This is a genomic window from Jeotgalicoccus coquinae (assembly GCF_014207425.1).
Classification (GTDB): Bacteria; Bacillota; Bacilli; order Staphylococcales; family Salinicoccaceae; genus Jeotgalicoccus; species Jeotgalicoccus coquinae.
The window spans coordinates 1-24955 of sequence record NZ_JACHFF010000004.1 but is presented as its reverse complement, the minus strand read 5'-3'; the positions used below and the strand labels follow the sequence as shown (position 1 = coordinate 24955).

The 24955-nt window shown below is 40.3% G+C and carries 30 protein-coding genes; 21 read left to right on the top strand and 9 right to left on the bottom strand.

Annotated features, from left to right (window positions below; all coding sequences use genetic code 11):
* Positions 1–16 precede the first annotated feature (16 nt).
* The 3 genes from lplA to HNR41_RS10305 all read left to right on the top strand — a co-directional run bounded on the left by lplA (position 17) and on the right by HNR41_RS10305 (position 1960).
* On the top strand, positions 17–1039 hold the full coding sequence (gene lplA, locus HNR41_RS10315) for a lipoate--protein ligase (protein WP_184284392.1): 1023 nt from the start codon (positions 17–19) through the stop codon (positions 1037–1039).
* Between the two features lie 107 nt (positions 1040–1146).
* The gene (locus tag HNR41_RS10310; RefSeq protein WP_184284390.1) at positions 1147–1656 is read left to right on the top strand and encodes a hypothetical protein; all 510 of its coding nucleotides are present in this window, start codon (positions 1147–1149) and stop codon (positions 1654–1656) included.
* A 76-nt stretch (positions 1657–1732) separates the two neighbouring features.
* Positions 1733–1960: a hypothetical protein gene (locus tag HNR41_RS10305; RefSeq protein WP_184284388.1), complete on the top strand. Its 228-nt coding sequence runs from the start codon at positions 1733–1735 to the stop codon at positions 1958–1960.
* 26 nt (positions 1961–1986) lie between these two features.
* On the opposite strand, the gene HNR41_RS10300 is transcribed toward HNR41_RS10305, so the two are convergent.
* A complete protein-coding gene (locus HNR41_RS10300) occupies positions 1987–3033 on the bottom strand; it encodes an NAD(P)/FAD-dependent oxidoreductase (protein ID WP_184284386.1) in 1047 nt (348 codons plus the stop codon).
* 37 nt (positions 3034–3070) lie between these two features.
* Here HNR41_RS10300 and HNR41_RS10295 point away from each other — a divergent pair, with 37 nt between their 5' ends.
* From HNR41_RS10295 to map, 3 genes are read left to right on the top strand one after another with little or no spacing between them, the layout of a single operon-like run.
* Complete coding sequence (locus HNR41_RS10295) at positions 3071–3673, top strand: DUF3267 domain-containing protein (protein ID WP_229715005.1); 603 nt, start codon at positions 3071–3073, stop codon at positions 3671–3673.
* A 50-nt stretch (positions 3674–3723) separates the two neighbouring features.
* On the top strand, positions 3724–4797 hold the full coding sequence (dinB, locus tag HNR41_RS10290) for a DNA polymerase IV (protein ID WP_184284384.1): 1074 nt from the start codon (positions 3724–3726) through the stop codon (positions 4795–4797).
* A gap of 46 nt (positions 4798–4843) precedes the next feature.
* Positions 4844–5599 carry a type I methionyl aminopeptidase gene (gene map, locus HNR41_RS10285; RefSeq protein WP_184284383.1) on the top strand — a complete coding sequence of 252 codons (756 nt, stop codon included), beginning with the start codon at positions 4844–4846 and terminating at the stop codon, positions 5597–5599.
* 461 nt (positions 5600–6060) lie between these two features.
* Here the strand turns inward: map and HNR41_RS10280 are convergent, their stop codons facing one another.
* From HNR41_RS10280 to HNR41_RS10265, 4 genes are all read right to left on the bottom strand, one after another.
* Entirely contained in the window at positions 6061–6345 is a 285-nt protein-coding gene (locus HNR41_RS10280) for a hypothetical protein (RefSeq protein WP_184284382.1), read from the bottom strand.
* 188 nt (positions 6346–6533) lie between these two features.
* Positions 6534–7103, bottom strand: coding sequence for a beta-class carbonic anhydrase (locus tag HNR41_RS10275; RefSeq protein WP_184284381.1), 570 nt, complete (start codon positions 7101–7103; stop codon positions 6534–6536).
* 1 nt (position 7104) lies between these two features.
* Positions 7105–8145 (bottom strand): YihY/virulence factor BrkB family protein, encoded by a 1041-nt coding sequence (locus HNR41_RS10270; RefSeq protein ID WP_184284380.1) that lies wholly within the window; start codon positions 8143–8145, stop codon positions 7105–7107.
* A 53-nt stretch (positions 8146–8198) separates the two neighbouring features.
* Positions 8199–8516, bottom strand: coding sequence for a hypothetical protein (locus HNR41_RS10265; protein WP_035811336.1), 318 nt, complete (start codon positions 8514–8516; stop codon positions 8199–8201).
* A 184-nt stretch (positions 8517–8700) separates the two neighbouring features.
* Between HNR41_RS10265 and HNR41_RS10260 the strand changes: the two genes are divergently transcribed.
* The 8 genes from HNR41_RS10260 (at position 8701) to HNR41_RS10225 (ending at position 14300) form a co-directional block, all read left to right on the top strand.
* On the top strand, positions 8701–8898 hold the full coding sequence (locus HNR41_RS10260) for a DUF1128 family protein (RefSeq protein ID WP_184284379.1): 198 nt from the start codon (positions 8701–8703) through the stop codon (positions 8896–8898).
* 7 nt (positions 8899–8905) lie between these two features.
* Positions 8906–10138 (top strand): aminopeptidase, encoded by a 1233-nt coding sequence (locus HNR41_RS10255; RefSeq protein WP_184284378.1) that lies wholly within the window; start codon positions 8906–8908, stop codon positions 10136–10138.
* Positions 10139–10220: 82 nt separating this feature from the next.
* A complete protein-coding gene (locus HNR41_RS10250; RefSeq protein WP_184284376.1) occupies positions 10221–10376 on the top strand; it encodes a hypothetical protein in 156 nt (51 codons plus the stop codon).
* 60 nt (positions 10377–10436) lie between these two features.
* Entirely contained in the window at positions 10437–10946 is a 510-nt protein-coding gene (locus HNR41_RS10245; RefSeq protein ID WP_184284374.1) for an acyl-CoA thioesterase, read from the top strand.
* A 5-nt stretch (positions 10947–10951) separates the two neighbouring features.
* Positions 10952–11722, top strand: coding sequence for a regulatory protein RecX (locus tag HNR41_RS10240; RefSeq protein WP_184284372.1), 771 nt, complete (start codon positions 10952–10954; stop codon positions 11720–11722).
* Entirely contained in the window at positions 11715–12041 is a 327-nt protein-coding gene (locus HNR41_RS10235) for a DUF1811 family protein (RefSeq protein ID WP_184284369.1), read from the top strand. The genes HNR41_RS10240 and HNR41_RS10235 overlap by 8 nt, the downstream gene beginning before the upstream one ends.
* Positions 12041–13528, top strand: a complete 1488-nt coding sequence (locus HNR41_RS10230; protein WP_184284366.1) for a P-loop NTPase family protein — start codon at positions 12041–12043, stop codon at positions 13526–13528. The genes HNR41_RS10235 and HNR41_RS10230 overlap by 1 nt, the downstream gene beginning before the upstream one ends.
* A 10-nt stretch (positions 13529–13538) precedes the next feature.
* The gene (locus HNR41_RS10225) at positions 13539–14300 is read left to right on the top strand and encodes an ABC transporter permease (protein WP_184284364.1); all 762 of its coding nucleotides are present in this window, start codon (positions 13539–13541) and stop codon (positions 14298–14300) included.
* Between the two features lie 12 nt (positions 14301–14312).
* Here the strand turns inward: HNR41_RS10225 and HNR41_RS10220 are convergent, their stop codons facing one another.
* Entirely contained in the window at positions 14313–15290 is a 978-nt protein-coding gene (locus HNR41_RS10220; protein WP_184284362.1) for a metal-dependent hydrolase, read from the bottom strand.
* A 65-nt stretch (positions 15291–15355) separates the two neighbouring features.
* Here HNR41_RS10220 and mutY point away from each other — a divergent pair, with 65 nt between their 5' ends.
* The 4 genes from mutY to HNR41_RS10200 all read left to right on the top strand — a co-directional run bounded on the left by mutY (position 15356) and on the right by HNR41_RS10200 (position 19410).
* Positions 15356–16393, top strand: coding sequence for an A/G-specific adenine glycosylase (gene mutY / locus HNR41_RS10215; protein WP_184284360.1), 1038 nt, complete (start codon positions 15356–15358; stop codon positions 16391–16393).
* 64 nt (positions 16394–16457) lie between these two features.
* Entirely contained in the window at positions 16458–16994 is a 537-nt protein-coding gene (ntdP, locus tag HNR41_RS10210) for a nucleoside tri-diphosphate phosphatase (protein ID WP_184284358.1), read from the top strand.
* Between the two features lie 54 nt (positions 16995–17048).
* Positions 17049–18785: an ABC transporter ATP-binding protein gene (locus HNR41_RS10205; protein ID WP_184284355.1), complete on the top strand. Its 1737-nt coding sequence runs from the start codon at positions 17049–17051 to the stop codon at positions 18783–18785.
* A 16-nt stretch (positions 18786–18801) separates the two neighbouring features.
* Positions 18802–19410 carry a DNA-3-methyladenine glycosylase gene (locus HNR41_RS10200; protein WP_184284353.1) on the top strand — a complete coding sequence of 203 codons (609 nt, stop codon included), beginning with the start codon at positions 18802–18804 and terminating at the stop codon, positions 19408–19410.
* A gap of 31 nt (positions 19411–19441) precedes the next feature.
* On the opposite strand, the gene HNR41_RS10195 is transcribed toward HNR41_RS10200, so the two are convergent.
* Together HNR41_RS10195 and HNR41_RS10190 are read right to left on the bottom strand one after the other, a co-directional pair.
* Complete coding sequence (locus HNR41_RS10195) at positions 19442–20551, bottom strand: FUSC family protein (protein WP_184284351.1); 1110 nt, start codon at positions 20549–20551, stop codon at positions 19442–19444.
* 11 nt (positions 20552–20562) lie between these two features.
* A complete protein-coding gene (locus HNR41_RS10190; RefSeq protein ID WP_184284349.1) occupies positions 20563–21855 on the bottom strand; it encodes a glutamate-1-semialdehyde 2,1-aminomutase in 1293 nt (430 codons plus the stop codon).
* 151 nt (positions 21856–22006) lie between these two features.
* On the opposite strand from HNR41_RS10190, the gene bcp reads away from it, so the two are divergent.
* The 3 genes from bcp (at position 22007) to perR (ending at position 23935) form a co-directional block, all read left to right on the top strand.
* Positions 22007–22453 carry a thioredoxin-dependent thiol peroxidase gene (gene bcp / locus HNR41_RS10185; RefSeq protein ID WP_184284347.1) on the top strand — a complete coding sequence of 149 codons (447 nt, stop codon included), beginning with the start codon at positions 22007–22009 and terminating at the stop codon, positions 22451–22453.
* Positions 22454–22458: 5 nt separating this feature from the next.
* Positions 22459–23391, top strand: coding sequence for a D-2-hydroxyacid dehydrogenase (locus HNR41_RS10180; protein WP_221432931.1), 933 nt, complete (start codon positions 22459–22461; stop codon positions 23389–23391).
* Between the two features lie 79 nt (positions 23392–23470).
* Entirely contained in the window at positions 23471–23935 is a 465-nt protein-coding gene (perR, locus tag HNR41_RS10175) for a peroxide-responsive transcriptional repressor PerR (RefSeq protein ID WP_184284343.1), read from the top strand.
* A 78-nt stretch (positions 23936–24013) separates the two neighbouring features.
* Here perR and HNR41_RS10170 read toward each other — a convergent pair whose 3' ends face one another.
* A complete protein-coding gene (locus tag HNR41_RS10170; RefSeq protein WP_184284335.1) occupies positions 24014–24409 on the bottom strand; it encodes a DUF2614 family zinc ribbon-containing protein in 396 nt (131 codons plus the stop codon).
* Positions 24410–24955 lie beyond the last annotated feature (546 nt).

Sequence of the window (24955 nt, the reverse complement as noted above, 5' to 3'; positions counted from 1 at the left end):
GTAAAGGATGACTGAGATGTATTTAATCGAACCATTCCGCAATGGCGAATATATTACAGACGGAGCATACGCGCTTGCAATGCAGGTTTATGTTCAGAACAATATCTTTTTGGATGAAGGAATTATTTTCCCGTACTACTGTGAGCCGAAAGTTGAAATCGGCCGTTTCCAGAATGCAGTATCAGAAGTAAATCAGGATTATCTTGAAGATAATAACATTCTGCTCGTCAGAAGAGATACCGGAGGCGGTGCAATTTTAGTCGATGACGGCGCGGTTAATGTATGTTTCCTCGTTCCTGAAGATACCGGCGTATACGGCGATTATAAAAAAATGTATGAGCCTGTTATTAAAGCATTGAACAATCTGGGAGTCACGAATGTTGAACAGAGCGGAAGGAATGACCTCGTGATCGATGGTAAGAAAGTATCCGGCGGTGCAATGACAATGTCGAACGGCCGTGTGTACGGCGGTTTCTCGCTGCTTCTTGATATTAACGTTGAAGCGATGGTTGCAGTGCTGAATCCGAACCGCAAAAAGATTGAATCCAAAGGAATCAAATCAGTTCAAAGCAGAGTGACAACATTACGTGAACATCTTGCACCTGAATATAAAAATTTGACTACGGACGAATTCAAGGATTTAATCATTAAAGAATTTCTGTCGATTGATGATGTTAAAGATGCAAAACGCTATGAGCTGACTGATGAAGACTGGACACAGATCGACAAGCTTGTAGAAGAGAAATATAAGAACTGGGACTGGAACTACGGTAAATCACCACGTTACTCATATAACAGAGACGGACGTTTATCGGCAGGAACAGTAGATATTTCACTGGAAATCGAAGGCGGCAGAATTGACCGGTGTTCTATTTATGGAGACTTTTTCGGACAGGGTAATATAAGTGAAGTTGAAGAGGCGCTGAAAGGCACGAGAGTGGTCAGGGAAGACTTAAATGAAACGCTGAATGCATTTGACTTAAATCATTATTTCGGCAAAATGGAAGCATCTGAGCTGACAGATTTAATTTTAAACTAAGAATACATCATGCTGATTAAGGGTATCTTCATTTATGAGGATACTCTTTTCAATATAGATTATGGTAAAATAAAAGAAATGGAGTATGTGTGACAGGAGGGTGTTTTGTGCAGCAGTTATATGCCAAAGTTATCGACGAGGAACAGCATCAGGGTGTAACGATTTTAGATAGTAATAATAACATTGTCGGGGATGTTTTCGCTACGACGATATCAGGCTGTGATGAGAAAAATACTTACGGTTTTCAGCACGCTAACGGTACTGAAATTTTGCTCGGTCTTCAGAGAAGAAGATTTAAAGATTTAAACGTGGCAAAATATACAGTTGAATATATGGGGAAACGATTTACCTTTAAAGAACGTAAACTTCATAATTTTATGAACTTCAGGGCAGACGGGAATGTACTTGAAACACCTTATGTATTTAAAGATGACAAAGAGATTACTTTAACGATGCACCGGGAAGATAGTTTAATCGGTTCAATGAACGATCACAAAATATTTGTTGAAGATGTTTCAGATATTGAAGCGGGAATGCTTATATTAATGTATTTTATGTATAAATTATATAAACGGGAAGATTATCATATTGCCCGGATTCTTCATAGAAACTGGTAGCAGCCGGCGTAAGTTTTGTATAAATAATTTAAATATTGTAAAATTGAAAATAATAAATAACGTGAGGAGGCAGTATATGTTAAGAATATTTTGTGTGGCGATTCCGGCACTGGTGTTATTGCTGCCTCTTTTTATGGACGAATCAATCGTCTGGATTTTAAATGTACTCCTGACATCGCTGGGAACAGTATTCAGCTATATTAACTACAGGTACAGAAAAGATAAAATGTGGCTTGGTGTTCTGATTGTTAATATCATTTTATTCCTGTACTATATTTACGCAATGATTAATTTCTTCGTATAAAAAAGACTTCCTTTCGGGAGTCTTTTTTAATTTTGCGGTTCAATATAATTGTAGTCATCGAAATCGAGTTCAGCAGGCAGACCGCTTATCAGACGTGCAACTTGCTGTCCGACGTAAGGGCTCGCTGTCAGTCCGGTGGATCCCATGCCGTTAACGACAAAAGTATTGTCATCAACGTAACCGATAAACGGCAGGAAATCGCGTGTGTACGGTTTTAATCCGACACCCATTTCGGTAATTTCAACATCTTCCGGCTGGAAGTATTTATATAGCTCTTCGCGCAGGTAATTATAACTTTCTTCAGTAGGTGAAGTATCAAAAGAATCCGTATCGATATGTGTCGTACCGATAACGTACTCATCTTTTTCAAGATGAACGATATAAGTCGGTCCAAGTGCCATAACGACAGGCGACTGAAGATTTTCCTGATTTTTTAATCTGAAGTGCATGATTTCTGCGCGCTGGTGGGCAATTTCAGGTTTATACTTCTGCTCGGTACCCCAGGCGCCGGTCGTATAAATTTTAAGTGAATTTACATCGCTGTTCTCATTATATGATTCGTTTTTCCACGAACCGCCGTGCTGAATGAATGCTTCTTTTAACGCAGCAAGCAGCTTGCGACCGCGAACCTGACCGCCGCCTTCGACAATCAGTGCCGGATATTCTGTCGTAATAGAAGGATGCATTGCTGACAGCTCATCTTTTGTCAGCTGCCTGACTTCACCGACATCCGGATTATCAATCCCTTTATCGCTGATGCGCTTCGTTGCTTTGTCGAAGATATTTTCCTTGAACAGACAAATTGCACCGCTGTTTTTATAACCCGTCGACATGCCGGTTTCTTGTTCCAGTATGCTGATGAACTCCGGATAATAATGAGCGCTCGCAGTAACAAGGCGGTACCACTTTTTGTTGCGGCGCTGGCTGACCCAGGGGCATATAATGCCTGCTGAAGCAAAAGTTGCCTGACCTTTATCAGCACGGTCGTATATTGTGACATTGTTTCCGAGTTTGACGAGGTGATAGCCGGCCGATGCTCCGGCAAGCCCGCCGCCGATAATCGTTATATTCATTAAATCACTCCTGTGTAATGGCTGTTATAATTATGATATGTTTATTACAGATGAATATGAAAGAGGCATGTACATGGACAAGCTCGAGTTGAATATTTTTGAAAATAAATCTGCACTGAAAAGCATATCATGGATTCAAATCCTGGCAATAATCGGTACATTTACAATGTTGTATCTGCTTGAAGGGTTAGTTATTAAACCGACAGGCAGTGCACTTGCCGGCAGAGAACAGTTTGGCATCGTCGGTGCAGTATTTTTCATTATCGCACTTTTCTTTATTATTATCATTGTTCACGAAGCAATTCACGGTCTGTTTTTTAAAATTTTTAATCCCGGAGGCAAAGTGAAGTTCGGATTTAAAGCAGGTATGGCTTACGCGACATCACCTGGAACCGTGTATTCAAGAGGACAGTTCTTTATCATCATCGTGATGCCGTTCGTAATTATTACAGGGATTATGCTGGCAATGATGTTTATGCTGCCGAACCCGGCTTATAAATACTACATTGCACTGCATACAGGGGCATGTGCAGGTGATTTCTATTATCTGTATTTAATTATGAAGCATAAGCACCTTTCATATGCTGTGGATACGGAAGTCGGCATGAGCCTTTACGAAAGAAAAGAACAGACAGTCTAATGTGTAGAACGTGTGTTCGTTATTTGATATAATAAATATGGGTGAAGACGATGGAAAAACGAATCATTCATATAGATATGGACGCATTTTATGCCCAGGTGGAACAGCATGACAACCCTGAACTGAAAGGTAAGCCGGTTATTGTCGGCGGACGTTCATTTAACAGAGGTGTCGTTGCGACAGCGAGCTACGAAGCCCGCAAGTTCGGTGTGCACTCGGCGATGCCGACGAAAACGGCTCATAAACTGTGCCCCGATGGAATATTTGTACATCCGCGCTTTGAACGGTACAAGGAAATTTCCGCACAGATCAGGGAAATATTTTTGAGCTATACGGAATTAATCGAACCGCTGAGCCTGGATGAAGCTTACCTGGATATTACAGAACTCGTCAGCAAAGAAACGTCTTCAAGAGAAATTGCATTATCCATTCAGAGTGATATTTTTGAAAAAACCGGACTGACATCGAGCAGCGGTATTTCATATAATAAGTATCTAGCAAAAATAGCTTCAGGAATGAACAAACCGAAAGCAACGACAGTGATTCATTACGACAATGTGCTGGAAATACTTCATGCACTGCCAATCTGTAAATTCCCGGGTGTCGGTAAAGTCACTGAAGAGAAAATGCTCGGGCTCGGTATAAAAAATGGTAAAGATTTATATGATATAAGCAAAAATGATTTAATACTGAAATTCGGTAAACGCGGCGAGAGTTTATATAACAAAGCTCGGGGAATCGGTACAAATGAACTGACCGTGCAGCGTGAACGGAAATCGGTAGGGAAAGAAACAACATTCAACTATGATCGGAACGACGACAAAGAAATACTTGGTGTGCTGGAAGACCTGTCCAATAAAGTCGGAATACGTCTCGACGACAGACAGCTTGCAGGCAGAGTCGTTACCGTGAAGATAAAAACCGGTGACTTTGAAACACATTCAAAACAGATGATGACGATGGATCCGGTCTTTAAAGGTGAAGACATTTATCATTATGCGTATAATCTGTATCATGAAGTAAAAGAACAGGACGTACCGATTCGATTAATCGGTGTCACAGTATCCAGTATAGAAGAGCGTCTCTACAGAAATATGACGATATATGATTTTATAATGCAGTAACTTTGTTATACTGTTAAATAAGACTAAAAGTAAGAAGGTATAAAAAATGATAGTAAAAACACAAGAAGAATTGCAAAAATTAGAAGAAATCGGGCAGATTTGCGGGCGCGTATTAAAAGCTACAGTTGAACATGCCAAAGTTGGTATGACGACAAAAGAGCTTGATGACTTCGCAGGAAAACTGCTTGAAGAATACGGAGCTAAAAGTGCACCTATCAGTGAGTATGACTTCCCGGGATACACATGTATCAGTATTAACGAAGAAGTTGCACACGGTATTCCAGGCAAACGTGTAATTAAAGACGGCGACATTGTTAACGTTGACGTATCAGCTGTAAAAGACGGTTACTATTCAGATACAGGAATTTCATTTATCGCAGGAGAAAATGATGATCCGTTAAAACAGAAAGTAATCGACGTAACTGAAATGGCTTTCGAAGAAGCACTGAAGAAAATCAAGCCGGGTGCGAAAGTGAGTCAAATCGGCCGTGCCGTATTTAACACAGCACGCCAGAACGGTCTGACAGTTATTAAAAACTTAACAGGACACGGAATCGGGAAAAGTCTGCACGATCAGCCGCAGCACATTATGAACTATTACGACCCGACAGACAGAACAATCCTTAAAGAAGGAATGGTTATTGCCGTAGAACCATTCGTATCATCTAAAGCGACAATTGTTACAGATGGTAAAGACGATTGGGCATTTGAAACAAAAGACGGCAGCTATGTTGCACAAAAAGAACACACAATTATAGTAACGAGCGAAGGTCCGAAACTGTTAACTAAAGTAGAAGACTAATATATAGTAGAAATCCCGGTGCATCCATGTGGATGTACCGGGATTTTATGTTTGTGTAACAATGAGAGCGGCTCATAGTAAGGCTGGGGGTTCTAAGTAACAATGAGGGTCGTTCATAGTAAGGCTGGCCGTTCTAAGTAACAATGAGGGCGGCTCATAGTAAGGCTGGGCGTCTTAAGTAACAATGAGAGCGGCTCATAGTAAGGCTGGGGGTTCTAAGTAACAATGAGAGCGGCTCATAGTAAGGCTGGGCGTTTTAAGTAACAATGAGAACCGTTCATAGTAAGGATGGGCGTTTTAAGTAACAATGAGAGCGGCTCATAGTAAGGCTGGCCGTTCTAAGTAACAATGAGGGCGGCTCATAGTAAGGCTGGGCGTCTTAAGTAACAATGAGAGCGGCTCATAGTAAGGCTGGGCGTTCTAAGTAACAATGAGAGCGGCTCATTGATACTATGCAATGATTACGAATATAGAAACACAGTACTGAACGCGAATATGACTAATGTAAACAGTACGACAGGAATCCCGGCTTTTATCGCCTTCTGTTTAGGGTCCAGGTTTTTATTATTTACAAAAAGTTCTATGGATAAAGTCATGAAGCCGAGTATTAAAGTGAGTGCGAAATGCACTCCGACATTCTCTTTAAATCCATCAGTCATGGAAATTGAATTGATGAGAAATGTTCCGACTATTATTATTGTTAAAAAATATTTAGTAATAAAACCGTCTTTCGGTTTCTGTTTCATGAATATGCTCCTTTTAAAATTCATTATTAGTTAGCAATATAAATTTTAACATTGTTTTAGATAAAGACCAGAAATTATCTGATTGGATGCCCTTGTCAAAACCGCGGCGTCGTCCTGCACATAAATCCGTTGTCAGACACAGTAAAAAACCGGACTCCAGCGGGGTCCGGTTCAACATGTCTGATATTCTATTCCGCTTTGTCATATCCATTTATAACAAGATCAACTTTCCCTGTTTCAGGGTCGATAATCATGCCGTGTACGGGTACTGATTTAGCCATCAGCGGATGATTCTTGACGTTATCTACTGTTTCTCTGACACTTTCCTCGACACTGTCGAAGCCTTTCAGCCAGTCGGAAACTTCGATACCTGAGTATTCAAGTGTTTCAAATGTCTCCGCAGTGATACCACGGTTTTTCATTTCTTCAATAACCGGCTCCGGCTGTAATGCACCGAATCCGCAGTCATAGTGTCCCATAATGTAAACTTCGTCCACACCAAGTGCGTATACTGCAACGAGCAGACTGCGCATCGTACTTCCGTACGGGTGTGAAACTACTGCACCGGCATTTTTAATCTGTTTGATGTCGCCGTTCTTTAAGCCCAATGCCTTAATCGACAGTTCTGATAATCTTGTATCCATACAAGTTAAAAAAACTGCTTTCTTGTTTGGTGTTTTATCGGTTTTAAAAGCTTTGAATTCTTCATTCTTAACGAAAGCCTCGTTTGCTGCGAGCAAATCTTCCAATAAAGTCATTTTAAACTGACACTTCCTCTTCATTACTTTGTGTTTTTTCTTCTTCCAGTACCGCGCGCTTGTGAAGAATAGAGTTAATCTGCGCACCCAGAATTATTATAACACCAGTAATGTACAACCAGAAAATTAAAATAATTACACCGGCGATTGAACCGTAAGTTGCCGAGTAGTTACCGAAGTTCGATACGTAGTAACTGAAGCCCCACGATGCAGCGAGGAATGCCACTGTCGTAAAGATAGTACCCGGAATAACAGATTTAATTTTAAGTTTAATGTTAGGCGCCGTCATGTACATAATGAAGAATACTACGAACACGAGCAGTACCGGTAAAATACTTCTGACCAGGTTCCAGACAAATGAGAATTGATCATCGAGTCCGATAACGCCGAACATCAGGTTCCCAATCTGTTCGCCGAACACAATCAGTACAAATGTAAGGATGACTGATAACGATAAAATAACTGTAAAGAATACAGACAGTAATTTTGCAACGATAAAGTTACGGCTGTCTTCGACGTCGTATGCAACGTTAAATGCGTTCATAAGGGCTGTCATACCGTTTGATGCAGACCACAGTGTCAAAATTAAACCGATCGACAGAATACCGCCGCCGGAGTTGTTCAGTACGTCGGTAATAATACCTTCAAGCAGTCCTGAAATTTCCGAAGGTGAATAATCCTGAATAAATCCTGCAATAAGATCCGGTTCAATTTTGAACAGAGGAACGATTGATAACAGGAATATTAACAGAGGGAATATCGCAAGCAGGAAGTAATGCGCAAGCTGTGCAGCCATTCCCGTAGTGTTGTCATGAGAAAATCTGAATAAAAGACGATTTAAAAATCCTGCATCCTCTTTAATTTTTGCAGGTTTATTAATTTTGGAGACATAAATATGTTCATCAGGTTTCTTTGGTTTTTTTGATTTGAAATTAATTTTATCGACAAAAACATCGCCGTTTCTGTATTTCTTTTTTTCTTCTTCTTCTTTTTCTTCTTTAATCTGATTTAAGAGCTTTGATGATGTTTCATGTTTAGACATAACTTCACCTCACCTAAAATAAAAGGACTATAGCGATATAGTCCTGTTTAGTTTTAATTTAATTTTTTCTCGCGTTTAGCCTGGAATGTATCTTTAGCATCCATAATTGCACGCTCAAGTTCCGGGTTGTTACGGCGGATTTCTTCGATTGTATCTTTCCAGAATAAAACTTCATCTTTAATCATTTCGACTTTAGATGGTTCACCTGACGGTTCATTGAAGCGCTGTTTAAGATCATCAGGATTCGATGCGTAATGTTTAATGCTCTTAGTATTTGAAACTACAGAGTCGCGTGTGCCTTTATCGATTAATGCAATTAATCCGCCGACAGCGGCTCCAATTACTATAGCTGGTACTAGTTTGTTTTTCATAACTGATTCTCCTTTGATTAGCTTTCTATTAAATATAACCTATATTTACTAAGTATAAACTTTTTAGCATAAGAAATTAAGCGTAATGAAGATAGAAAACAGTTTTTCCCCGGATTTGTAAGAAGATATATATTTTTATTATAATTTGTTAAGATAGTTATTAAGGAAGAGAAAGGGGATCATCATGGATAAAGAGCAGATTTTAAACGATATAATTAAGAAGTTAAATGTAGTAAATAAAAGTGTATTTAAAGCTGACGATTACAGCGATGAAAAAATCAGCGAGTTAAATGATATTAAAGAGATGCTTGAATCACGCCGCCAGATTTCAGCAGGCGAACAGTCAGCGATTATCGAAGAATTATCAAAAATGAGAAAGTAGTGGTTATATGATGAATATTGAACAGAAGTTATATAAATACGCAGAACTCCTCGTTGATGTCGGCATTAATATTACCGACGGCAAAAGATTATACATCAGAGCAACGACTGACGCATTGCCGCTTGTCAGACTCGTAACAAAGATTGCTTACGAGAGAGGCTCCAAAGAAGTTAAAGTATCGTTAGGTGACGACACGATTTCAAGACTGAATGCGACATACCGTGACGAAGAGGAGCTTGCGGTTGTGCATGACTTCCAGGTTGACGATCGAATGTACTACAGTGATAAAAAAGCAGGTTTCCTGAGCATTATTTCAAGCTCGCCGGAACTGTTAAAAGACGTTTCCCCTAAAAAACTTCAGGCAATGCAGGTTGCATCAGGTCAGGCATTTAAAGAATTCTCAGGCCGCACGCAGAGCGATTTCCATTCGTGGTGTGTTGCAGGTTATCCATCAGTGGAGTGGGCACGTCTTGTTTACCCTGAACTGCCGGACGATGAAGCGGTCAATGCACTGCTTGAATTAATTCTGTACACGGTGCGCGCAGATGTTGAGAATCCTGTCGAAGCATGGCTTGAGCATGATAAAACACTGCATGACAAAGTGGATTATTTAAACGGCAAGCAGTTCACTGCTTTACGCTATGAAGCACCGGGCACTGATTTAACTATCGGTCTGCCTGACAATCACTTATGGGCAGGTGCATCGAGCACTGATTCAAACGGTGACTCATTCATGGCAAATATGCCGACAGAAGAAGTATTCACGGCACCCGATAAAAATCGGGTTGACGGCTATGTAACCAACACATTGCCGTTAAGCCACGGCGGAAATATTATCGATGACTTTAAACTGACTTTTAAAGATGGTGAAGTCGTAGATTACACAGCTGAAAAAGGCTATGACATTTTGAAAAATATTATCGATACAGATGCGGGTTCCAAACGTCTTGGCGAAGTTGCGCTTGTACCGTTTGATTCACCAATTTCAAACAAAGGCATTCTATTTTACAACACCTTATTTGATGAAAATGCTTCATGTCATATTGCTCTCGGCAGTGCATATGCATTTTCAGTGCAGGGTGGTAAAGAGATGTCGCGTGAAGAGCTGGACAGCGCCGGTTTAAACGATTCAATCACTCACGTCGATTTTATGATCGGCTCCGGCAAGCTGAATATTTACGGGGTGGATAAAGAGGGCAGAGAATCACCTGTCTTCATTGAAGGGAATTGGGCATTTTAAAAAAATAGCCCACAATTCATTTGAAAATATGATACAATTTAACTAATTGTTATATTGGAAAATTCTGTTGAGGAGGATTTTTATGGGCAGCTGGCTAATGCTTTTAGTCGTATTATCATTTGTATTTGCAATTCTTGGTTTTGCAGCGGTGCTTTATTACTTCCTGGCACAAGCGTTCCACAGTAAAGAGGCACTTGTGATCGATACACCGGAAGAAGCGCTTGAGCGCAAAATATAAGAAACTTACGTAGAGGGGATGCAAATCTCCTCTATTTTTATTCATAAAGGGGAGTTATATATGAAGAAATTAATGTCTGAATCATATGCAGTAAAAATGGCTAACGTACTGCCGCCGGACTCGAATTCTCACGGTACATTATTCGGGGGGAGACTGCTGCAGTATGTAGATGATGTCGCAGCAATTAGTGCGCGCCGTCATTGCAGGGAAGCGGTAGTGACAGCATCTATTGACTCTATGGACTTTCTGCGTCCGATTCACGTAGGTGAAATTGTCATGCTTGAAGCAATGGTCACTCATACCGGACGCAGCTCGATGGAAGTTATGGTTAAAATTTCAAAAGAAGATTTAACGAGAGAATCCGGCAAAGAACTTGCTGCATTTTCATTCTTAACATTTGTTGCACTGGATGAAAATAACAACACTGTTGAAGTACCTAAAATTGAACCGGATACAGAACGCCTGCAATGGCTGAACGATACCGGCAAAGAGCGCTCGGAACGCCGTCTGGAAAGAAAAGAACGCAGCAAATCACTGAGCAACTTTTTCGCATCTGATTTATTGGAGTGATCTGAATGAAAATCAAGCGCATTGTAAAACTGAAGCGGGAAATGTACGACGTATTATTTGATGACGGACAGTCCGTAAAAGTACACGAGGAATCACTGGTACGCTATGTGCTGATTCCGGGCAAGGAACTGGACGAAGAAGAGTTTAATGAAATCGTTCAGAACATACAGTACGATCAGGCTTACGTTGCCGCGATTAAATATATCAGTTATAAAATCCGTTCGATTAAAGAAATGGGAGACTATCTCAGCGAAGAATACGAAGATGAGATAGTCAGCCGGACGATATACCGTCTGCAGGATGAAGGATATTTAAATGATGAGAACTATGCCCGTTCTTTAAGAAATACACTGCTTAATACTACAGATAAAGGTCCGGGACATCTGCAGAGAGAACTGAAGAAGTACTCTATTCCGGAAAGCACAATCTATGAAGAAACACAGGCCTTTGACGAACTGGTCGACAGCGAGCGCATGAATAAATTAAAAGATAAATTTCTGCGTACTCACAGAGGTTCATATTCCCAGTTCAAACAGAAACTGCGTGAAAAGCTGACACTGAGAGGTTACAGAAGCCATCATTTTGAGCTGATAAATTTTGATGATGACTTTGATGAAGATTCTTATTTTGAGAAAGACTTTGAAAAATATTATAATAGGTATCAGAAAAAAGAAAGCGGATTTAAGCTCAAGCAGAAAATGATTGCGGCAATGATGAGCAAAGGGTACGCTTATGATAAAATCAGTGAAAAGTTAGGCGGAATGAACGATGGATGAATCATTAAGTAAAATGACTCGCAAAGAGTTAAACCATTATATTCAAACGAAACGCGAAGCGATGAGACGTGCGGAAATGATGGGTGTCGAAAACGAATACCGCGTGCTGGAGCGCCAGGTTATTATTGCAGAATGCTATCTGATTGATCTGTCCCAAATTGAGAACGGCAAGATTTATAAAGTAATCAGCCAGGACGATCATTACTTTAAAGTAGAGTATATGAAAGGAATATTTGTCTGGGGCTTTTTCGTGAATGGTGATGAAAAAGAATCAGCTATTCCTGTAAGTATGCTGCAGCTGCCTAAACAGGTCAGATAATGAAAAACCAAATTTTGTTAAAAGGGCTGGACTTATCTTATAGCAAAGAAGCAAAAAAATTTAAAAAGCGCATGCTCGGCAATGCAGGCTCGGTACAACTTAAAAATATTAATATTCATTTATATGAAGGCGAAGTGCTCGGCCTCTTAAGTGATGCCGAAACTTTGTTTTATATTAAAGAAGTACTGTCCGGTACATTAAATCCCGTCACGGGAAAAGTTAAAACCCACGGCGGTATTCTGAGTCTTGATGTTATGGATCATATTAATAATCCATTTAGCCTTAGTTTCTTTATCGAGGAGCTGTTGGAAGAGTATAAGAGCGGGAAACAATTTGCAGAGACAGTTGAAATGCTGCACAACAAACCGGTCATCGGTAATAATCTGAAAAAGAAAATGAAAGATTTAAGCCGTAAACAGCTGGCGCACATCCTGCTCGAAATATCAGCATTAATCGAAGTTGAAGTAATTATCTATACTAATTTCCACAAATACCTCGGGGATTTAAATAAATTCCGGAGTGTCGTCAATATGCACGAGAACAGCGGCAGGGGAATACTGCTCCTGGAAACATCGCTTGAACCAATAGAGAAAATAGCAAACTATTTTACATGGGTCAGCTATGGGCAGATCCGCTTTGAAGGCAGTGTGGAACAGGGTGTTGAAAGCTACAATAAGTATTTACGCGAAAAAAGCATGGTTAAAAATATTGAGCAGGAAGCATTGTTCGATCTTGAATGGAAACGTCATGTTTATGAAGATGAGATGTATAATGAAAACTTTAAGCGTCTCGGTAAACAGCAGGCTTCAATACTCGATAATATTAATATAAGAAAAATAATCGTAACACTTGTACTGGCTTTCATTATGGTGCTGTCGGCACTCGTGATATTTATGAACATCTCGTTTATCGGAGAAACACCGACATTTACCGAAGAACAGCAGAACATGGGTGGAGAAGTCACATCAGAACGATTGTCATATGCATTTGTTGACAGAGACGGTCTCGAAATTGACGGTACATCACTGCCGCAGTATACACTGCTTGAAGTCACTGATACCGATGAAGAAACTTATACTGTAAGTTACGGGAATGCCGAAGCAGCAGTAAAGCACGATGAAGTGATTTATTTCAATCCGGCAAGTCTTTATACGGAAGATGACTTTATGTCACTTCTTGAATATGCCAGTCCGGTAATTCAGAATAACTATATGTTCTATTCAAATTACTTAAACGGCAGCCGTGAATTCCTTGAACAGAATATTACATTCGATGTGCTTGATGAAAACCACGGCAGTGTGGCGGGCATTCCAATAACGTATCATTTCAGCGGAGATACTGTATTCTCCATGGAATTCGAAGGTGCTGAAAAAAATACCATAACGGAAGATTTAAACCTTTCCGGCGAGGTCACTATTTTCAGAGTGGACCAGGGCTTTATGATTTACGACAGTGTTGAGAATAACTGGAATTACTTAATAAGGTAGGTGGGCGGATATGAACTACAGATTTAAATACTTGCTGAGACGCGTGTTCAGGCAGGCGGACAGGTTTACGCTGTTGAACTTATCACCCATGCTCATCTACATTACCGGACTCGCACTTTTATTTATCGGTTTTATGACGGCCGATGACAGTACCATGGTCCGGGTTCTCTACGGAGCGGTCGGCTTTATGGCGGCAGTGTGGATATTCAGCATGGTTATTCTGAATAAGAACGAAGCGTATGTTAAAGACTCTATTTTAAAAGTAAATTATATACCGCTGTATTTAAGAATACTGCCGACAATGATTTACCAGACCATTATGTTTATGGTATTTATTACGATGTACAGTGCTTTTACAGCACTGTTTGTCGATAACTGGATGATGAACATTTACTCGCTGCTGTATTATATACTGCTCGGCGTAATTTTAGTCATTCCGTTTACGATGCTGTTTTTAGGTGTCTCGATGCACGTCAATACGAATAAAATCAATCCGGTGCTGTTTGTAATAGTTCTTTTAATCGTCCCGGTATTTTATCTTCCGGAGCAGCTGCCGTCAGTGCTTGAAAATATTTTCAGTCTCAATCCATTTTATTATGTAATCAACGGACTGCAGAATAATGCCATTCATCAGGCATGGAGTGTAAACCGTCTGCCGTTTGATGTATTGTATGTCACTCAGGTGGCTATATTATATTTATGGATGTTCGAGTCGTATAACAAAATGAAAATACAATTATATAATGAAAAAAACAGCATGCCTGAATCTTAGGCATGCTGTCATTTAATTATTGGCTACTTTTTGCTGCAGTTTAGTTTCTGAATACACCCATCCGGTGTAACTCGACTGTACTTCATAATCATCCTTGTCGAGATGCATAATGCAGACGAAAGGATAATGACCGTCTTTTAAATATCTGAGATCGATATATCTGACTTCCACAGTATCTTCCGAGAGCTCTTTAATTTCATATCTGTATATAGAAGAGAAGAATGTAAAGGATATGAAGTTTTCGTCATCCTTAACTGCTTCAAATAATTCACCCTCGAGCGGACCGATTTTTTCAAAGCGGTCGTAAAAAACAACCTGGCCTTTAAAAGTACGGCCGACATAATATGCTTTTTCTGCTACGACGACTACACGCCATTCATTGAAGCGGAGTGTCGGAAGACAAAATACACGCGTAATAGAATCATTCGGCAGACGCTCTTTAATTTTATTAATTAAAAATTTCTGGTAGATAAACCGCGCAATATAGTAAAGAATCATTGCAGCATATAATATAATAAACAGCGTAACCGGATTAAATCCGATGAACCACAGTGTAAAGTACATAATGTGCATGACAATTATCGGTATATCTATCGTATTAATAAAGCCGAGCTGCAGCCATGTATGATTGAGCGGCCTGAGTGCCTGAGTGCCGTAAGCATTGAATATGTCCGAAAATACATGGAGTGATACTGCAAACAGCGACCACAGATACATATTAATAAATGGCAGTCCGAAAAACGTACTGCTTAATACAGCAAGCAGCAGGGGCCAGATAACAATTGTAAACGGCAATGAGTGTGTAATACCTCTGTGGTTTTTAATATATACTGCATTATTTTTCATTTTTGATACTGTATCGAGATCGGGAATCAGTGAAGCGCCGACAACAGTCGTTATAAATCCGGCAGACACTGGATCCACTGCAGGATCGATGTGGGCGAGGCCGACTATCGCCCCGCCCATTAATGTATGTGTTAATGTATCCATGATTTCACTCCGTTTCAGTACGGCATTTTATTTATAAATATTATTTAAAAAGGTGAGTTGCAAAAATGTTCAAAAGACCGGTATTTAATAATACATTACTTAATTGGTATCACGCAAACAAACGGGATTTGCCGTGGCGCGATACTTCTGATCCTTTTAAAATATGGCTGAGCGAAGTGATGCTGCAGCAAACTCAGGTCATTACTGTTATACCCTATTATGAGAAATTTATAACAAAATATAAGGATCTCGATGCGCTTGCAGAAGCCGATGAACAGGCACTGCTGAAGGATTGGGAAGGGCTCGGATACTATAACAGAATCCGTAATTTCCAGCATGCAGTAAAAGAAGTTAAGGAGAAATATGATTCAAAAGTTCCGGACCGTCCGGAAGAGTTTTTCAGCCTGAAAGGTGTCGGACCTTATATCGGCGGAGCAGTGCAGAGTATTGCATTTAACAATCAGCTTGCTGCAGTTGACGGCAACGTGCTTCGCGTAATGTCGAGATTGAACCGCGACGGGCGCGATATGACGAAAGCGAATGTGCAAAAAGATGTGAAACGCTACATCGAAGAAGATATGCCGCTCGAGGCGGGTGACTTTAACCAGGCATTAATGGAGCTCGGTGCAACAATTTGTACACCGCGTACGCCGAAATGCGTCATTTGTCCGGTAAAAGAACACTGTGAAGCGCTTAAAGCGAACGAAGTCATGCAGTATCCGCTGAAAAAGAAACAGAAAGCAAAACAGGAATGTTTCTATAACGTTTATTTTATTCTGAACGATAAAGATGAAATTCTCTTAATCAAACAGAAAGATGACTTATTAAAGGGCATGTATGAGCTGCCTAGATATGATGTGGATACATCACTTGAATCGATTGAAGAGGAATATAATATTCGGCTCAGCCAGCCGGGTGCACCGGTCGGTGACCATAAACACGTATTTACACATAAAATATGGTATATGGAAGGATACATCGTTTATACAGTGAACGAGAATGAGAACTTTATCCCGCTGAAAGATGTTAAAAATCTTCCGATGAGTGTAGCGATGCAGAAAATGATGAATTTAATTAATACTGCTTCGGAATCCGAACTGTAAATTTTTAAAACACCTGCCGCTGTGCTATACTGTTTACGTAAATAATAAAGGTGGTGGCAGTATTATGGTGATGGAATCCATCCCCGAAGAGGGAAGCAAAATGAGGATTCAAAGCTATAAACATGATGGTAAAATCCACCGGGTATGGAGTGAAACGACAATCCTGAAAGGGACGGACCACGTCGTTATTGGTGGAAATAACCGTACGCTTGTTACAGAAAGCGACGGGAGAAAATGGGTAACAAGAGAACCCGCTATCGTCTATTTCCATAAAGATTTCTGGTTTAACGTTATCTGCATGTTCAGAGATGACGGTGTTTATTATTACTGCAACTTATCTTCACCATATGCCTGTGATGACGAAGCGATTAAATATATCGACTACGACCTGGATATTAAAGTATATCCGGACGGAAAGTATCATCTTCTCGATGAAGATGAATACAAAGTGCACCGCAGCAAAATGAATTATCCGGAGAGCATCGATGAGATTTTAAAACATCAGGTCGATGAACTGCAGCAGTGGATAGAACACAAAAAAGGACCATTCGCTCCAGATTTTATAAAGGTATGGCACCATCGTTTTAATAATGAACATTAACCAATCGGCTGAGAGTTGATTGGTTTTACTAATTTAATGGAGGCACACTCATAAATGATCAGACGCTATATGCAATTCGTTAAGCCGTACTACGGTATTATCGGCTTAACCATTTTAATCGGTGTACTGAAATTCGGTATTCCGCTCCTTATTCCTTTACTCGTCGCTTATGCCATAGACAGCATTATTCTCGCTGACGGCCTCGCGTACGATGAACGCATTTCGATGCTTATACAGGTACTTATTGTATTTGCAGTAGTATTCGTAGTTTTAAGACCCCCGGTAGAATTCTTCAGACAATATTTAGCCCAGCGTACGAGCAATAAAATACTTTACGACATAAGAAAAAAATTATACGGGCACCTGCAGATGCTGAGTGCAAAATTTTACTCTAATAACAAAGTCGGAGAAGTCATTTCCCGTGTTATTAACGACGTAGAGCAGACAAAAGACTTTATAATGACCGGTCTGATGAACGTCTGGCTGGATCTCGTTACTATAATTATCGCATTGATTATTATGTTCAACTTAAACGTGGAACTCGCGTTCGCTTCAATTTTAATTTTCCCTTTCTATATTTTCGGTGTCTGGTTCTTCTTCGGACGCTTAAGAACGAAAACGAGAAACCGCTCGCAGGCACTTGCTGAAGTTCAGGGCTTTCTGCATGAAAGAGTACAGGGAATTAACGTTGTGAAAAGTTTTGCGATAGAAAACCATGAAGAAGAAAGATTCGACAAAACAAATAACAACTTCCTGACAAAAGCGCTGGAACATTCACGCTGGACTGCATACAGCTTTATGGTGGTTAATACGATTACCGATATCGGACCGCTGATTGTTATCGGGTATGGTACTTTCCTCGTATTAAACGGAGATTTAACAGTCGGTATACTTGCAGCCTTCGTTGCATATCTCGAGAGGTTATATGGACCGCTCCGCAGACTGGTGTCATCTTCGACATCACTGACACAGAGTATTGCATCAATGGACCGGGTGTTCGGACTGTTCGACGTACCTTATGATGTGAAAGATAAAGAGGGCGCAGAGCCGATTAAAGAAGTTAAAGGTCATATTGAAATTGACAATGTAGGATTTAAGTACGATGAAAATGACAACGAAATATTGAAAAATATCAATCTGGACATAGCTGTCGGTGAGACCGTTGCATTTGTCGGCATGAGCGGGGGCGGTAAATCGTCACTTGTTTCACTGATACCAAGATTTTACGATGTCACAGCCGGAAGCATTAAAATCGACGGGCAGGATATAAGAGATGTTACAGTCCGTTCACTTAGAGATAACCTCGGAATTGTTATGCAGGACAACATACTGTTCTCGGATTCCATAAGAGAAAATATTCTGCTGGCGAAACCCGATGCGACAGAAGAAGAAGTGCTTCTTGCTGCACAGCGTGCGAATGCCCATGAATTCATTATGAATCTGGAAGAAGGGTATGACACAACAGTAGGAGAACGCGGTGTGAAATTGTCCGGAGGACAGAAACAGAGAATTGCGATTGCACGTGTATTCCTTAAAAACCCGCCGATTCTTATTCTTGATGAAGCGACAAGTGCACTCGATCTTGAAAGTGAAAGTATTATTCAGGATACACTCGACAAGCTGTCATCAGACAGAACAACACTTGTTGTGGCACACAGATTATCGACAGTAACACATGCTGATAAAATTGTTGTTATAGAAAATGGACAGATTTCAGAAACAGGTACACATACTGAACTGATGTCGAGAAATGGTGCTTACAAAAACCTGTATGATATTCAGGGACTGTAAAGGACTGATATTTTAAATGGAACATTTAAATATAAATTTTTTAAGCGACAATACGCTCGAGGCGGCAAAGCAGCTGCTCGGCGTTGAAGTTGTTACTGAAATTGACGGTAAGATAACAAGCGGTTTTATAACGGAAGTTGAAGCTTATCTTGGTCTGGATGACAGGGCAGCACATACTTTCAGCGGTAAAGTTACAAAAAAGAATGCAATGATGTTTGAACCGTACGGTCATATTTATGTCTATACGATGCACGGTCACAACTGCATGAACTTCGTGACGACAACCGACCGGCCGGAAGGAATATTGATTCGCGGTATTGAACCGCACCGCGGTATCCGTGTTATGAAAGAAAGACGGGGGAAAGATGCCGATTTAACATCGGGACCCGGAAAATTGACTAAAGCGCTCGGTATTACACGGGCGGAACATAACGGCACGAAAATTAATGGAGAGATTCTTCATGTGCTGCCCGGCAGAAAGCCGGCATCAATAGAAGAAACAAGACGAATCGGTATTGATAATAAAGAAGAAGCTGCAGATTATTTATACCGGTTTATCGTTAAAGGGAATCCAAACGTAAGCAGATTCAAAGGAAAAGCTGATACTGACAATGGATGGCAATAAAAAAACTGCGGAGATTATCTCCGCAGTTTTTTTATATATCTAAAGTTTCATCCTGTATATCAATCTTATTTTTCTCTATATGATAGCTGAAGAAACTGTTTGCCAGTCTGTCTACACGGTCTACCGCACGGGAGTATTCATGCATCGATGTAATAATTTCCAGTATATTCTCATACTGGAGTTTATCATCTTCATCAGTGAGCTGTGAATAGTCCTTAAGAAAATGCGTCATAAGGCTCTCTTCAAAATAATTGGAACCTTCGACATAGAGTTCTGATGTCTCCGGTTTAATTTTTTCAGTGAACTTCATAAACACCTGTTCATGATAAGCCATCATCTCATCCATTTCAATCCGGATGTGATATTTTAACTCCTCAGGAAGATGTTTGTAATCATTTTCGTAACGGTTGATACGTTTCAGCAGATTATATGCCTGTCTTGTAGAAGCAATCAGATGCTTAAACAGTACTTTGCGTCTGTGATCGCCGAACTTCTGTTTTTTAAACAGATTACGTTCTTCTTTATACCAGGAATACATCGTTTCCAGTTTAGTTACCCGTTTTTGAAGCTGCTCAAGATCCTTTTTAACGTTTTGCGACTCAGTGACTGAGTTCAGTTCAAGACGTGTCCATTTAAATATGTCGTTCGCGATATTGAAACAATTATGATACATCTTCGTTTCATAGCGCGGCGGGATAAAGACCAGATTGACGAGCAGCGACACAAGGACACCGATCATCACGAGTGAGAAACGTGTACCGGCAGTAATAAGGAAATCGGTTGTGCCGAGTTCTGCACCGTAAGGTACATCCATAATCGCAACAACGGTAATAACTGCCAGTGTTGATACACTTTGCAATTTAAAGAATAACAGCATAGCGAGTACTAGTATTACAGTCAGTCCGATAATAAGTACATTGCTCCCGAACAGGAGCGCCATGACAATTGCTGATATTGCCCCGATTGTGTTACCTCTGAATTGGTTCCATGTTGTTTCAAGAGAACGGTATACATTAGGCTGCAAAGCATTGACCGCAGCAATGCCGGCAATCAGTGCCGGTGTTAAGCCAATTTGATTTGTAATTAAGAAAGTTAAAACAACGGCTATTCCCGTTTTTAATACTCTAGCACCAAAACGCATGGCACCAACTCCTAAAGGTCATTTTTGAATACATCTTCAACTATTGCAAGTGTATCATCAATATCTTTATCTGTATGTTCTGTTGTTAAGAACCACGCTTCGTATTTTGAAGGTGCGATATTGATACCGCGGCTGATCAGTCCTCTGAAGAAACTGGCAAATACTTCGCCGTCACTTGCTTCGGCCTGTGTGTAGTTGGTAACTGTTTCATCGGTAAAGTAAATAGTCAGTGCACCGACGAGACGATTAATTTTAGCTGTAACATTATATTTTTCGATCAGGGCATTAAGACCATCTTCGAGTTTTGCTCCAAGTCTGTCGAGCTCTTCATAGACACCCGGCTGTTCAAGTACTTCGAGACATGCAATACCTGCAGCCATGGACAACGGGTTACCTGCCATAGTTCCGGCCTGATATGCAGCGCCGAGCGGTGCAACACTTTCCATTATATCCAGTCGGCCGCCGTATGCTCCGATTGGTGTTCCGCCGCCGATAATTTTACCCATGGCAGTTAAGTCCGGAGTAACACCGACAATGTCAGTTGCCGAACCGTAACCGAAACGGAATGCTGTAATGACTTCATCGTAAATTACGAGAGAGCCGTTGTCGTGTGCAATATCGTTAACTGCCTGTAAAAATCCTTCTTCAGGCTCAACAATCCCAAAGTTGCCGACGATTGGTTCAACAAGTACTGCAGCAATTTCATCGCCGAAGTGGCTGACAGCTGCTTTAAAGTCCTCAAGGTTATTGAAGGGAACAGTAATTACGTCCTGTGCAACACTTTCAGGGACACCTGCTGAATCCGGAGTGCCAAGCTGGGAAGGTCCGCTGCCCGCTGCAACAAGTACAAGATCCGAATGACCGTGGTAGCAGCCTTCAAATTTAATTACTTTATTGCGTCCTGTGTAAGCACGGGCCACACGAATAGTCGTCATTACTGCTTCAGTTCCGGAGTTGACGAAACGAACGCGTTCCAGTGAAGGAATAGCTTTTTGAAGCTTTCTTGCAAAATCAATTTCCAGCTTAGTTGATGTACCGTACAGAATACCTTTGCTTGACTGTTCGGTAATCGCTTCATGGATTCTCGGATGTGCATGTCCTGTAATAATCGGACCGTACGCAGCGAGGTAGTCGATATATTTGTTGCCGTCGACATCGTAGAAATATGGACCTTCTGCTCTTTCCATGACTAACGGCGCTCCGCCGTCTACAGCTTTGTAAGATCTTGATGGTGAGTTGACGCCGCCGAGAATTACTTCTTCAGCATCGATTTGTAATTTCTTTGAATTCGTATGATTATACATAATTTCATCCTTACTTTTCGTCAGTTTTATTCATTCAATATAATACCATACATCGGACAAATATTTAAGGAAGTAGAATGGTTTAAACTATTGCGCGGAAAGGGTATCATGGATATATATACTAATTAATGATGAAAAGGATGACTCATAAATGGAAAAGTTTCCAAAGTTTGAACTAGAAAACCAAAATGGTGAAATCATATCTAATAATTCATTAACAGGACGTACAGTAATTTATTTTTATCCGAAAGATAATACTCCGGGCTGTACTACCCAGGCGTGCGACATGAGAGACAGCATGGCGAACCTTAATGAACTCGGCGTTACTGTATACGGTGTAAGCGGGGACAGCAAAAAGAAACACCAGAACTTTATAGAAAAGCACGGCTTAAACTTTGACCTGCTGGTAGATGAAGACTTTAAACTGTCAAAAGAGCTTGGCGTTTACGGACCGAAGAAAGCATTCGGCAAAGAATTTAACGGCATTACACGTACGACGTTCGTTTTGGATGAAGATTCAAATATTCTGAAACGTTTTGATAAAGTTAAAGCATCGGCACACGCAGATGAACTTCAGGAATTTCTTAAAGAGGGGTAATTGTGATGAATATTACTTCAACAGTAAAGTTAAAAGACTATATGGTTGAACAGATAACCGGAAAATATAACTACTTATATGTAGGAAAAGAAAATATGACAGATAAAATCAAAGCGGAAACTGATGTTTTCGTAACATACGGCGGGGATTTAACTGACGGTGAAGCGGAACAGTTTGAAAATCTGAAGTGGGTCCATGTCATGAGTGCAGGTATCGATGAGATTCCAAAAGATATCTTTGATAAAGCGCTCGTTACAAACTCAACGGGTATACATAAAATACCTATGACTGAGTACGCTGTCGGCATCCTGATGCAGTACTATAAGAATTTTGCAAAATTACATGAAGCACAAAAGAATAACGAGTGGATCCGTTATTCACGTTCAGAAGAACTGTATGGTAAAGAAGCCCATATTCTCGGGACGGGGAGTATCGGCAGTCATCTTGCTAAAGCACTGCAGGTTTTCGGTGTCCGCACAGTCGGCTATAATACTAACGGCCGTTCTATAGAAGGTTTTGATCAGACTTATGCGATCAGCGAACTGAATGAAAGAATAGGCACTGCGGATATAATGGTTAATATACTGCCAAGTACTCCGAGTACTACGAACTTCCTTCAGACTGAAACATTTAAACTGATGAAAGACGAAGCGGTATTTCTGAATATCGGCCGGGGAACAGTAATGACGGATGAGGTATTAATAGAAGTACTTGAACAGAAATACATCGCGCAGGTTTTATCGGATGTATTTAATACAGAGCCGCTGCCGGCGGAGAGCCCGTTATATAACTATGATAATCTGACGATTACGCCGCACTGTTCAGCGAAGACAGGCATGTATAATGTCAGAGCGTTCGATATATTCATGTATAATCTGGAGCGCATGGACAATGAAGCGGATATGCAGAATGTTATCGATTATAATAAAGGCTATTAATAATAGTTTGACAATGATTTTATATTCAAAGTACAATGGATATATTAGGTATATATAAACAGAAGGAAGGATCAGTCATATGAAGATGATAGATGATCATCATGACCATTTCAGAGAGTCACTTGAGGCGCTTAAAAATACAGGCGTGAGAATCACTCCTCAAAGAAAAGCTGTCCTCAGCTATCTCGTTGAAAGTGAAGTGCATCCGACTGCCGATGATATATTTCAAGCACTGTCGAGCGATTTTCCAAACATGAGTGTCGCTACAGTTTACAATAACTTAAAATTATTTAAACAAACGGGTCTTGTTAAAGAACTGACTTACGGTGACTCTTCGAGCCGTTTCGACTTTAACTCAGTACCTCATTATCATATCATCTGCAGCGAATGCGGAAAGATCACGGATTTTCAATATCCGGCATTAGAAGAAGTGGAGCATCTTGCAGGTTTAGTTACCGATTATGATGTCAGTCACCACCGTTTGGAAATCTACGGTGTGTGTCCCGAATGCAGCGGAAGTACAGAAAGTAATTCCAACAGCTAAATCCAGTTCCTTCTATATAAAGGATATAAAAAGAACATCAATAAAAATCCCCGGTGCTTATGCGCCGGGGATTTTTATTTAGTCTTTACTGTTTTGCTGCTCACGCAGCTCTGCAATCTTTTTCTCTCTGCGGTGCTTAACATTATAATCGACAGTAAACTCTTCACCTTCGAGTTCCTGATCTAATGTCAGCGGTTCTTTACAATGCTGGCAGTAATCGACTCTGCCCAGAATCTTCGTATGGCGTTCGCAGTTCGGACACTGAACAGTAACTGTACGGGTACTGATCATACCGACCCAGAAGTAAATAACGAAACTGAAAAGAATAGGGATAGTACCCAATACCAGGAAGATCAGCATTACCCATGGAAGTTCCCTGAAGAATATTCCAAGATACATTACCGCCATACCTATGAAGATCATTGCAAGAGCCCAGCCGCGAATACGGAGTATTTTGTTACCGGGTTTTCTCATTTATGTCACCTCTAAAATTATTCTATACTTTCTTCGTCTTATATGATAGTATATATCAAGTATTCGATTTACATATTTAACACTCCGTTACGAAGTTGTAACATTTCTAAACAAGTTGTTAATAAAGTTTAGAAAAAGGTGTTGACGAAGTAAAGGATACTTGATAAGATATAAAAGTCGTCAAAACACGACGCACACAGCAAAACATAATCTAAATAAAAGATTAAAAAAGCTGTTGCAACTGAAACAGACACATGTTATGATATAAAAGTCGTGTAAACAATGACACAACATAACTTAACAAAACTTAAAATAGTTGTTGCATCCAAAACTCGGATGTGTTAAGATAGTAAATGTCGTCGAAAGAACGACGTAACACAAACTTAACAAAAACTTAAAATAGTTGTTGCATCTGTAAAACAGACGTGTTAAGATAACTAAGCAGTCAACGAGAGCTTAACAAAACAAACACAAAGCTTTACACAAAGAACATTGAAAACTGAATGACAATATGTCAACGTTTAATTCCGAATAAAAAGTCTTCTA